Source organism: Klebsiella sp. CB_Kp196 (genome assembly GCF_040061575.1).
GTDB lineage: Bacteria > Pseudomonadota > Gammaproteobacteria > Enterobacterales > Enterobacteriaceae > Klebsiella > Klebsiella michiganensis.
Window position 1 is genome coordinate 101,721 of sequence record NZ_JBEAFH010000053.1, and the last position, 11,694, is coordinate 113,414.

10 protein-coding genes are annotated in these 11,694 nt (G+C 58.4%); 8 read left to right on the forward strand and 2 right to left on the reverse strand.

Features of this window, described 5'->3' with window-relative positions; translation table 11 throughout:
- Positions 1-402 precede the first annotated feature (402 nt).
- Positions 403-885, reverse strand: a complete 483-nt coding sequence (locus ABLU87_RS18515; protein ID WP_025107092.1) for an RcnB family protein — start codon at positions 883-885, stop codon at positions 403-405.
- Positions 886-1,193: 308 nt separating this feature from the next.
- Positions 1,194-1,586 carry a hypothetical protein gene (locus ABLU87_RS18520; protein WP_122117271.1) on the reverse strand — a complete coding sequence of 131 codons (393 nt, stop codon included), beginning with the start codon at positions 1,584-1,586 and terminating at the stop codon, positions 1,194-1,196.
- Between the two features lie 274 nt (positions 1,587-1,860).
- Between ABLU87_RS18520 and ABLU87_RS18525 the strand changes: the two genes are divergently transcribed.
- The 8 genes from ABLU87_RS18525 to ABLU87_RS18560 all read left to right on the forward strand — a co-directional run bounded on the left by ABLU87_RS18525 (position 1,861) and on the right by ABLU87_RS18560 (position 11,693).
- On the forward strand, positions 1,861-2,979 hold the full coding sequence (locus tag ABLU87_RS18525) for an ABC transporter substrate-binding protein (protein ID WP_009654147.1): 1,119 nt from the start codon (positions 1,861-1,863) through the stop codon (positions 2,977-2,979).
- A 6-nt stretch (positions 2,980-2,985) separates the two neighbouring features.
- Positions 2,986-4,068, forward strand: a complete 1,083-nt coding sequence (locus tag ABLU87_RS18530) for an iron ABC transporter permease (RefSeq protein ID WP_032748538.1) — start codon at positions 2,986-2,988, stop codon at positions 4,066-4,068.
- A complete protein-coding gene (locus ABLU87_RS18535; protein WP_064374592.1) occupies positions 4,065-4,856 on the forward strand; it encodes an ABC transporter ATP-binding protein in 792 nt (263 codons plus the stop codon). The genes ABLU87_RS18530 and ABLU87_RS18535 overlap by 4 nt, the downstream gene beginning before the upstream one ends.
- 289 nt (positions 4,857-5,145) lie before the next feature.
- Positions 5,146-6,069: an aminoimidazole riboside kinase gene (locus ABLU87_RS18540; protein WP_025107095.1), complete on the forward strand. Its 924-nt coding sequence runs from the start codon at positions 5,146-5,148 to the stop codon at positions 6,067-6,069.
- Between the two features lie 163 nt (positions 6,070-6,232).
- Positions 6,233-7,750 (forward strand): carbohydrate porin, encoded by a 1,518-nt coding sequence (locus ABLU87_RS18545; protein WP_122117272.1) that lies wholly within the window; start codon positions 6,233-6,235, stop codon positions 7,748-7,750.
- 137 nt (positions 7,751-7,887) lie between these two features.
- Entirely contained in the window at positions 7,888-9,258 is a 1,371-nt protein-coding gene (locus tag ABLU87_RS18550; RefSeq protein WP_014837718.1) for a sucrose-specific PTS transporter subunit IIBC, read from the forward strand.
- Positions 9,258-10,658 (forward strand): sucrose-6-phosphate hydrolase, encoded by a 1,401-nt coding sequence (locus ABLU87_RS18555; RefSeq protein ID WP_122117273.1) that lies wholly within the window; start codon positions 9,258-9,260, stop codon positions 10,656-10,658. Before ABLU87_RS18550 ends, ABLU87_RS18555 begins: the two co-directional genes overlap by 1 nt.
- Positions 10,659-10,688: 30 nt before the next feature.
- Positions 10,689-11,693, forward strand: a complete 1,005-nt coding sequence (locus ABLU87_RS18560) for a LacI family DNA-binding transcriptional regulator (protein WP_032694592.1) — start codon at positions 10,689-10,691, stop codon at positions 11,691-11,693.
- The last annotated feature ends 1 nt before the right edge of the window (position 11,694 follow it).

Consider the following 11,694-nt stretch of genomic DNA (forward strand, 5'->3'; position numbering starts at 1 on the left):
AATAACTTAACGTGCTAAGGGTTTATTGCAAGCAGGATTTCTTATTCCGCGCGGGGTTTTCATCTGATTTATTCATAGCGATTTAACGGCGAAGCGTACGAGTTTTACTATCACCTGAACCAGGAAACGTCTTACATTCTCTGCCTTTTATTAATCATGAAGCACAATACTCATTTATAAAGCCTAAATAAGCAGATAAAACATCAAAGAAGAGGCGCAAGGATGATATTTTCAACTTTGCGGTTTTTAAGCGGATTTGATGTGAGAACAGGGGCAGGTGGGCATCGCCCGATAGCGCCAGGCTGGCCGGACTACCGTCCCGCAGACGCGGAAATCGGTAGCGCGAACAGGTGCACAGCACCGCCTCCGGAGGAGGCGGTTGCGAGGTTAAAGCAGAAAAGGTTAGTGGCTCAGCGCGCCGTTAATCAGGATCGACGTAATAATCCCGGTCGCGGCGGCAATCAGCACATAGTTACCGTCAATATAGGACCAGTGTTGTCCGTGCGGCGGTGCCGGTAATCCGCGATCGTTCCAGTCGTTTATCCGGTAATCATTGCCGCGATAACGTTCCGGAGCCGGCTGACCTTTGCGAAAATCATGGCCGTTCCACGCGAAATGGTCCCGCTCATGGCGCTCCTGATGAGGATTGCCCTGCGGCCCCTTGTCACCGCGCGACGGGCCACGGTTATCGTCGTTACCCTGATGATTGTTGGCCTGCGGCCCCTTGCCCGGCCCCTGCTGACGGTTGCCGTCCGGGCCACCGCGGCCGGCGTCTTGCTGCCAGACCTGCTGCTGACCGCGGTTGTTGCCGCCAGGACCATCCGCCCAGGAGACGGAAGTCAAAGCACAAGATAGAATAATCGCCAGTGAAAGAATCTTTTTCATAATACACCTCCTGATATATTTCCTTTGTACCGGGAAAATGTGGAGGAATAGTGAGTAACAATATAACCAGGATAATTCCTGGCTTATACCTTTCATCTTTTAAGGCGCATGTCCTGGCTGCATGCATTCCCCCCGTTCACCTGGCGACCGGTGCTCCCGGGGACTTATAAATTCGCCGCCGCTGTGCGGCTAAAAATCCAGGGAGAGAGCATGATAACGTTTTTAAAATATTATCCCGACGCTGAACAAAGCGCACCAAATAACAAAAAAGGCCGCTTTCGCGACCTTTTTTAGAAAATAGCCAGAGATTACTCAGTGACTTTGGTTTTTAGCTCTTCGGCACCCTGCTTGGTTTTATCCCAGCCTTCTTTGCTGACCTCTTTGGTCTTATTCCAGCCTTTTTCGGTGCCTTCTTTAGTCGCGTTCCAGCCCTTCTCAGTCCCTTCTTTGGTCTTATTCCAGGTTTTCTGCGCGCCTTCGCTGACTTCGCTGCCTACGCTGTCGCTTTTGCCTTCTGCCGCGTGTTTGGCTTTCAGCTGCTGCTCTTCACCCTGGTGCTGGGCCTCGTGCAGTTTTTCTTTCGCGGTGTTCGCCCCTTCATGGGCCGCCGCGACGGTATCGTCGGTTGCGTGTGTCGTTGTTACAGCAAAAACAGGAGCTGCTACCAGAATCGCAGATAACGCAATCATTGCTTTTTTCATAATGTCCTCTCTCGCTAACGAACTTAATGTTATGAGTCGCATTTAGCATGGCACAAGATTTTACCGTCTGGCTTTAGGGATTGTTCTTAAAACTGATTTCGGACTTTTCTATCGACTTTTGGTCTGCCGCGTCCCGCTTCTGATTGCGCGAATAAATTCCAACAAATTTGTTACATTTTAAGTCATTTGCCGTTGATATACTTGCCGTTTATGTTTACACGAGAATAATTCTCAGAATCATTATATTTATAAATTAGCAAACGGAACGCATATTATGGCAAGAAAATCAGTAGGTTCGTTCATCCTTACTGCCCTGATTTCCACTCCTCTCTGTAGCTTTGCCGCGCAATATCCGCTCACCGTCACCGATCTCGACGGCCGCGCGATTACGCTCCAGCATGAGCCACAGCGCATTATCCTGCAGGATGGTCGCGATATTATGGCCATGGCTCTGCTCGACCGCGACAACCCCTTCAGGCGCGTCGTGGCATGGAATAACCTGGCCAGAAAACAGGACATCAATACCTGGAAAATGTTGCAAGAGAAGTGGCCGCAATCCGCTCAGATCCTCGATATGGGCTTTAGCGATAAGGGCAACGTTGACCTTGAGAGCGTCATTTCCCGCCAGCCGGACCTGATGATCGCCCAGCTTCGCGCGAAGCCCGCGCTGGAGGAGAGCGGTGTCATCAGCAAGCTCAGCGCGCTGAATATTCCCGTGCTGTTCGTCGATTATGAAATCAACCCCGGCAAAGACACCGCCCCGAGTATCGATCTGCTGGGGAAAGTCCTTAACCGTGAAGAAAACGCCAAAGCCTATACCGACTATTACCGTCAGCAGCTGGACGCCATCCGCCAGAAAACCGCGAACATCACGCCGAAGGCTAACGTTTTTGTCGAGGCGCTGGCGGGTAATAGCGATGCCTGCTGCTTTACCCACGGCCACAACGGCTGGGGTGGTCTGGTCGAAGCCGTCGGCGCGAACAATATCGGCTCGCAGCTGCTGCCGGGCGCTTCCGGCTTTGTGTCGCTGGAAAAAGTGATTAGCATGAAGCCGGATGCCTATATTATGACCGGTTCAAAACGCGGGAATAGCCAGGTGCTGCCGCTCGGTTTACAGGCCGATCCCCAGGAGGTCAATCGTCAGGCGGAGCGGCTGCTGTCGCGCACCGGCGTGAGCAACATCCCGACGATTGAAGCAAAACGCGCTTACGGCATTTACCACCACTTCTACAACCATCCGTGGAATATCGTCGGGATGGCGTATCTGGCGAAGGATATCTATCCCCAGACCTTCAGCGACCTCAACCCTGACGATAGCTGGCACTACATTGTCCGTCATTTCACCACCCTTCCCGATCTGCCGTTTGTTTTTTCCTGGCAACAAGGTGAGTAATTAGCCATGAGTCTCTCTCCTGAATCCGATATCGTCGCGTTCGGCGTCGATAGCCGTGACGTAATGGCAAACTACCGTCACATTGTGCGCCGCCGCGCCATCATGCTGCTGCTGCTGACGCTGTTGATTGTCGCCTCGCTGCTGCTCGACTTCGTGATGGGGCCATCAGGCCTGTCGCTGCAGGCGCTTTGGCAAACCCTTACCGACCCGGCCAGCGCCAGCGCCGGGACGCGGGCGATCGTCTGGGATATCCGCATGCCCTATGCGCTGATGGCGATCGTCGTCGGCCTGGCTCTCGGCCTCGCCGGGGCGGAAATGCAGACCATCCTTAACAATCCGCTGGCGAGCCCGTTTACGCTCGGCGTCTCCTCGGCGGCGGCATTCGGCGCGGCGCTGGCTATCGTGCTGGGGATAGGGATTCCCGGCATTCCCGGCCAGTGGTTTGTCTCGGCCAACGCTTTTATCTTCGCCCTGCTGGCGGCGCTGCTTCTGGACGGCATTACGCGCTGGACCCAGGTCGCCACCTCCGGCGTCATTCTGTTCGGGATCGCGCTGGTGTTTACCTTCAATGCGCTGGTATCGATGCTGCAGTTTGTCGCCAACGAAGATACCCTCCAGGGGCTGGTGTTCTGGACGATGGGCAGCATTGACCGCGCTTCATGGCAAAAGGTGGGGATCCTGCTTGCGATACTGGCGGTCGTCATGCCGCTATCAATGCGCAGCGCGTGGAAGCTGACCGCGCTGCGCCTCGGCGAGGACCGGGCCGTCAGCTTCGGCATCAACGTGCGCCGCCTGCGCCTGACCACCCTGCTGCGCATCAGCGTTCTGTCGGCGATTTCGGTGGCGTTCGTTGGCCCAATCGGTTTTATCGGCCTGGTGGCGCCGCATATCGCCAGGCTGGTTTTCGGCGAAGATCACCGCTTTTACCTGCCGGCCAGCGCGTTAATCGGCGCCCTCGTCCTGTCGCTGGCTTCGGTTGCGGCAAAAAACCTGATTCCCGGCGCAGTGATTCCGGTGGGCATCGTCACCTCGCTGGTGGGGGTGCCTTTTTTCCTGAGCATTATTTTGCGCCATCGGGGGCACGTATGAGCCATGTTGTATCCGGACTGGCGCTGACCCATTTCAGCGCCGGTTATCCCAGACGTCAGGTGATTCGCGACCTGACGGTACCGCGGCTGCAGCGCGGTAAAATCACCGCGCTGCTCGGCCCCAACGGCAGCGGAAAATCCACCCTGATGCGGGCGATGGCCGGGCTGGGGCCGTCCGCGGGCGAGCTGTCGCTGGACGGTGAGAATCTGCTTGCCCTCCCCTTTGCCCGGCGTGCGGAAAAAGTGGTCTACCTGCCGCAGACGCTGCCCGCCGGCGTGCACTTGCGGGTGCTGGAGTCGATTATTGTCGCTCAACGCGCCGCCGGAGGAGCGCACAGCCCGGAAAATCAGGTGCAGGTGATGTCGCTGCTGCGCCAGCTAGGCATTGAACATCTGGCGCTGAGCTATCTCGACCGGCTATCCGGCGGGCAGAAGCAGCTCGTCGGCCTGGCGCAATCGCTTATCCGTCAGCCAGCCCTGCTGCTGCTGGATGAGCCCCTTAGCGCGCTGGATTTAAACTATCAGTTCCACGTGATGGATCTGGTGCGTGAGGAGACGCAGAGGCGCAACATCATCACGCTGGTGGTGGTTCACGACATCAATATCGCCCTGCGCCACGCGGATCACGTGCTGATGTTGAAAGAGGGACAACTGCTGGGGGACGGCGCGCCGGCCGAGGTGATTACCCCGCAGGCTCTGGCGGCGGTTTACGGCGTGCGCGGGCGCATCGAGCCCTGTTCTCAGGGGGTGATGCAGGTGATTATCGACGGTCTGGCGGCGGGGGCTTAGGGCTTAAGCGGCTGCGGCGTTGAACATCAAGCCCTGAGATCCCCTCTCTGCCTGGGCTTTGCCGGAGGCGGCGCGCTGCGCCTCTCCGGCCTACCGCGTTATGCCGCCATCTCGCCCGCCGCCACCGGAAGCCCCTCCCGCCAGGCCGAATCATCACTCTTTTGCTAACCAGCTCACGTTTTTATGCCCTGATTGGCACTTTTCCGCCCGTGACGTTCCCCTCATTCTGTCGCTATGCTTTAATGTGCTAAACCGGTTTAATTAAGTTTAGCTATGGAGAATTTTCAACATGAATGCAAAAGTTTGGGTTCTGGGAGACGCGGTAGTGGACCTGCTGCCGGAGAGCGAAGGCCGCCTGCTGCGCTGCCCCGGCGGCGCCCCGGCTAACGTGGCGGTCGGTATCGCCCGCCTTGGCGGCGACAGCGGATTTATCGGCCGCGTCGGCGACGATCCGTTTGGCCGCTTTATGCGCCATACCCTGCAACAGGAGCAGGTCGACGTCAGCCATATGCGCCTCGACGGCCAGCACCGTACCTCCACCGTGGTGGTCGACCTGGACGATCAGGGGGAACGTACCTTTACCTTTATGGTGCGCCCCAGCGCGGACCTGTTTCTGGCGGAAGAAGACCTGCCGCAGTTTACCGCCAACCAGTGGCTGCACGTCTGCTCCATCGCGCTCAGCGCCGAGCCCAGCCGCAGCACCACCTTCTCGGCGATGGAAAGCATCAAACATGCCGGCGGCCGGGTCAGCTTTGACCCCAATATCCGCCCGGACCTCTGGCAGGATCAGGAGCTGCTGCACGCCTGCCTCGATCGCGCCCTGCGCATGGCCAACGTGGTGAAGCTGTCGGAAGAGGAGCTGGTATTCATCAGCGGCAGTGATGATTTAGCCTACGGAATCGCCAGCGTGACCGAACGCTATCAGCCTGAACTGCTGCTGGTGACCCAGGGCAAAGCCGGCGTACTTGCCGCCTTTCAGCAGCAGTTTACCCATTTCAGCGCCAAGCCCGTTGTCAGCGTGGACACCACCGGCGCGGGCGACGCATTTGTCGCCGGACTGCTCGCAAGCCTTGCTGCCAACGGGATGCCGACGGATATCGCTGCGCTGGAACCGACGCTCACGCTGGCGCAAACCTGCGGCGCCCTGGCGACAACGGCGAAAGGCGCCATGACCGCCCTGCCATACCAGCGCGATCTTAATCGCCAGTTTTGATCCTTCAGGCCGCCGCGCGCGGCCCACTTTGTTGCATCCATCACATTTATTAAACCGGTTTAGCAAAATCCATTTCAAAATGTTAAGGGTCATGCTTAACATAGCGCCTAAACCGGTTTAGCAAAAATGACATTTTACATTTTCCTTTCGGGATGCAACCAGCATGTATAAAAAAAGCACACTCGCCGTCCTTATCGCTTTGCTAACCGGCGCCGCCTCAGCCCACGCGCAAACGGATCTCAGCACGATCGAAGCCCGTTTGATCGCCCTGGAAAAACGCCTGCAGGAGGCGGAAAACCGGGCGCAAACTGCGGAAAACCGCGCCGAGTCGGCGGAGAAACAGGTCCAGCAGCTCACCGCGCAGCAGCAGAAAAATCAGGACACGACGCAGGAAGTGGTTCAACGTACCGCCAAACTCGAGAAGAAGGCCGATGAGAAAAGCGGATTTGAGTTTCACGGCTACGCCCGCTCCGGCGTGATAATGAATGATTCCGCCGCCAGCACCAAATCCGGCGCCTACATGACGCCAGCGGGGGAAACCGGCGGGGCTATCGGTCGTCTGGGAAACCAGGCCGATACCTATGTTGAAATGAACCTTGAACACAAGCAGACTCTGGATAATGGCGCGACGACCCGTTTCAAAGTGATGGTCGCCGACGGACAAACCACTTATAACGACTGGACGGCAAGCAGCAGCGATTTGAACGTTCGTCAGGCCTTTGTCGAACTGGGCAACTTGCCCACCTTCACAGGGGCGTTTAAAGGCTCCACCCTGTGGGCCGGGAAACGCTTCGACCGCGACAACTTTGATATTCACTGGATTGACTCTGACGTTGTGTTCCTCGCCGGTACCGGCGGCGGTATTTACGACGTCAGGTGGAACGACAGCATCCGCAGCAACCTCTCGCTTTACGGGCGCAATTTCGGCGATATTGCTGACTCGAGCAACAGCGTGCAGAACTATATCCTCAGCATGAACAACTTCATCGGTCCGGTGCAGGTGATGGTCAGCGGGATGCGGGCAAAAGACAACGACGACCGTCAGGATACCAACGGTAACCCGGTCAAAGGCGATGCGGCAAATACCGGGGTACATACGCTGCTCGGCCTGCACAACGACAGTTTTTACGGTCTGCGTGAAGGCACCAGCAAAACCGCCCTGCTCTACGGTCACGGCCTGGGCGCGGAAGTTAAAGGTATCGGCTCTGACGGCGCGCTACGGCCGGGAGCCAACACCTGGCGCTTCGCCAGCTATGGCACCACCCCGCTCAACGAAAACTGGTCTATCGCCCCGGCGATCCTGGCGCAAAGCAGTAAAGGCCGTTATGCCGATGGCGACAGCTATCAGTGGGCCACGCTCAACATGCGCCTGATCCAGGAGATCAACCAGAACTTCGCTCTCGCTTACGAAGGCAGCTACCAGTATATGGATCTCAATCCCGAAGGTTATAACGATCGTCATGCGGTAAACGGTAGCTTCTACAAGCTCACCTTCGCCCCGACATTTAAGGTCGGAAGCATCGGTGATTTCTTCAGCCGCCCTGAAATCCGCCTTTACACCTCGTGGATGGACTGGAGCAAAAAACTGAATAATTACGCCAGCGATGACGCGCTGGGCAGCAATGGTTTTACCTCGGGCGGCGAATGGTCGTTCGGTATGCAGATGGAAACCTGGTTCTGACGGTGAATGCCTGACGACAGGCCCCTCCGGGGCGACGACGCGCCTTTCATCGCCCCGGACACAATAACGACGCAGAGACTGCGCCCCCGTTAACGCGGGACGACAACACGAATTTTTTTACGCATTCAGAGGGTACTATGGATTTTGAACAGATTTCCCGCTCGCTGCTTCCGCTTCTGGGAGGCAAGGAAAATATCGCCAGCGCCGCGCACTGCGCCACGCGCCTGCGCCTGGTGCTGGTCGATGACGCGCTGGCCGACCAGCAGGCTATCGGCAAAATTGAAGGGGTTAAGGGCTGTTTCCGCAATGCCGGGCAGATGCAGATTATTTTCGGCACCGGGGTGGTGAATAAAGTCTACGCCGCCTTTATTCAGGCGGCAGGTATAAGCGAATCCAGCAAATCGGAGGCCGCCGACATCGCGGCGAAAAAGCTTAATCCTTTCCAGCGCATCGCGCGCCTGCTGTCTAACATCTTCGTACCGATTATCCCGGCTATCGTCGCCTCCGGCCTGCTGATGGGCCTGCTGGGGATGGTCAAAACCTACGGCTGGGTTGACCCGAGCAACGCCCTCTACATCATGCTGGATATGTGCAGTTCGGCGGCGTTTATCATTCTGCCGATCCTGATTGGCTTTACCGCGGCCCGCGAATTCGGCGGTAACCCCTATCTCGGCGCGACGCTCGGCGGCATTCTGACCCACCCGGCGCTGACTAACGCCTGGGGCGTGGCCGCCGGTTTCCATACCATGAACTTCTTCGGCCTCGAAATCGCCATGATTGGCTATCAGGGGACGGTGTTCCCGGTGCTGCTGGCGGTGTGGTTTATGAGCATCGTTGAGAAGCAGCTGCGCCGCGCGATCCCCGATGCCCTGGACCTGATCCTGACGCCGTTCCTGACGGTGATTATTTCCGGTTTTATCGCCCTGCTGATTATCGGCCCGGCCGGTCGCGCGCTCGGCGACGGCATTTCGTTTGTCCTCAGCACCCTGATTAGCCACGCCGGCTGGCTCGCCGGGCTGCTGTTTGGCGGTCTCTATTCGGTCATCGTCATTACCGGTATTCACCACAGCTTCCACGCCATCGAAGCCGGACTGCTGGGCAACCCGTCCATCGGGGTCAACTTCCTGCTGCCGATCTGGTCCATGGCCAACGTCGCCCAGGGCGGCGCCTGCCTGGCGGTATGGTTTAAAACCAAAGACGTCAAAATCAAAGCCATTGCGCTGCCCTCGGCGTTTTCCGCTATGCTGGGCATCACCGAGGCGGCGATTTTTGGTATCAACTTACGCTTCATGAAGCCGTTTATCGCGGCGCTGATCGGCGGCGCGGCGGGCGGCGCGTGGGTCGTGTCAGTGCACGTCTATATGACCGCAGTCGGCCTGACGGCGATTCCCGGCATGGCCATCGTGCAGGCCAGCTCGCTGCTGAACTACATTATCGGCATGGTCATCGCCTTTGGCGTCGCTTTCGTCGTCTCTCTGCTGCTGAAATACAAAACGGACGCTGAATAATGTCACTACCATCACGTCTGCCTGCGATTTTGCAGGCCGTTATGCAGGGCCAGCCGCGCGCGCTGGCCGATAGCCATTATCCACGCTGGCACCATGCGCCGGTGACCGGGCTGATGAACGACCCCAACGGCTTTGTCGAGTTTGCCGGGCGCTATCATCTGTTCTACCAGTGGAACCCGCTCGCCTGCGATCATAAGTTCAAGTGCTGGGCGCACTGGAGTTCAGAGGATCTGCTGCGCTGGCGGCATGAGCCTATTGCGCTGATGCCGGATGAAGAGTACGACCGCAACGGCTGCTACTCCGGCAGCGCGGTGGATAACAACGGTACGCTCACCCTGTGCTATACCGGCAACGTGAAGTTTGACGACGGCGGCCGAACCGCGTGGCAGTGCCTGGCGACGGAAAACGCCGACGGTACCTTCCGCAAAATCGGTCCGGTCCTGCCGCTGCCGGAGGGCTATACCGGCCACGTGCGCGACCCGAAGGTCTGGCGGCATAAAGACCGCTGGTACATGGTGCTGGGAGCGCAGGATCGGCAAAAGCGCGGTAAGGTGCTGCTGTTCAGCTCCCCGGACCTTCATCAGTGGCGCAGCGAGGGCGAAATCGCCGGCTACGGCATTAACGGCCTGAGCGACGCGGGCTATATGTGGGAGTGTCCGGATCTGTTTCCGCTCGGCGACCAGCATATTCTGATCTGCTGCCCACAGGGGATTGCCCGCGAAGAAGAGCGCTTCCTCAATACCTATCCGGCGGTATGGATGAGCGGCGATGTCGACTACGACCGCGCCGCGTTCAAACACGGCGAGCTGCACGAGCTGGACGCCGGGTTTGAGTTTTATGCCCCGCAAACCATGCACACCAGCGATGGCCGCCGCCTGCTGGTCGGCTGGATGGGCGTCCCGGACGGTGAAGAGATGCTTCAGCCGACGCTTGCCAGCGGCTGGATCCACCAGATGACCTGCCTGCGCGAGCTGGAATTTATCGACGGCCGGCTCTACCAGCGTCCGCTGCGCGAGCTGACCGCCCTGCGCGGGGAGGCGCACGGCTGGCAGGGGAACGCACTGCCGCTGTCGCCGATGGAAATCGCCCTGCAAACCGCCGGCGACGACGCGCTAAGCCTTGATTTCGGCGGCGCGTTAACCCTGGAGCGCGACGCCAGCGGTATCCGTCTGGCGCGACGCAGCCTCGCCAGCGATGAAATGCACTATCGCTACTGGCGCGGCGAGGTGCGCTCGCTGCGGATTTTCATCGATCGGTCGAGCGTGGAGATTTTCATCAACGACGGCGAGGGGGTGATGAGCAGCCGCTGCTTCCCGGATTATCCGGCGCAGCTGATTTTCTCCGGCAGCGCGCCGGATGCATTCTGCTACTGGCCGCTGCGAACATGCATGATAGAATAAGCGTTTTGCTTTCAGGCTCATGGCGTCGTAATGAAAACCAAACGCGTAACCATTAAAGATATCGCCGAACTGGCGGGCGTTTCCAAAGCGACCGCCAGCCTGGTGCTGAACGGTCGTGGCAAGGAGCTGCGCGTGGCGCAGGAAACGCGCGAGCGCGTGCTGGCGATTGCCCGCGAGCAGCACTATCAGCCGAGCATTCACGCCCGCTCGCTGCGCGATAACCGCAGCCACACCATCGGCCTGGTGGTGCCGGAGATCACCAACTACGGCTTTGCGGTCTTTTCCCATGAGCTGGAGATGCTGTGCCGCGAAGCGGGCGTCCAGCTGCTGATCTCCTGTACCGATGAAAACCCCGGTCAGGAGAGCATGGTGGTCAATAACATGATTGCCCGCCAGGTTGACGGCCTGATCGTCGCCTCCTGTATGCACAGCGATGCCGACTACCTGAAGCTCAGCGAACAGCTGCCGGTGGTGCTGTTTGACCGCTGTCCTACTGAAAGCGCGCTGCCGCTGGTGATGACCGATTCGATTACCCCGACGGCGGAGCTGATTTCCCGCATCGCGCCTCAGCATCACGATGAGTTCTGGTTTTTAGGCGGCCAGCCGCGTCTGTCGCCCTCCCGCGATCGCCTGGCCGGGTTTACGCAGGGTCTGACTCAGGCGGGCATTGCGCTGCGCCCGGAGTGGGTGATCAACGGCAACTATCACCCCAGCTCCGGCTATGAGATGTTCGCCGCCCTCTGCGCGCGCCTGGGCCGGCCGCCAAAGGCGCTGTTTACCGCCGCCTGTGGTCTGCTGGAAGGGGTGCTGCGCTATATGAGCCAGCACCATTTGCTGGATTCAGACATCCACCTGGCAAGTTTTGACGATCACTATCTCTATGATTCGCTGTCGCTGCGTATTGATACCGTCCAGCAGGACAACCGCCAGCTGGCCTGGCACTGCTACGATTTAATCAGCCAGCTGATTGACGGCAATACGCCTGAGCCGCTACAGCGCTACCTGCCGGCGACGCTGCAGTTTCGGCATCGGTGAT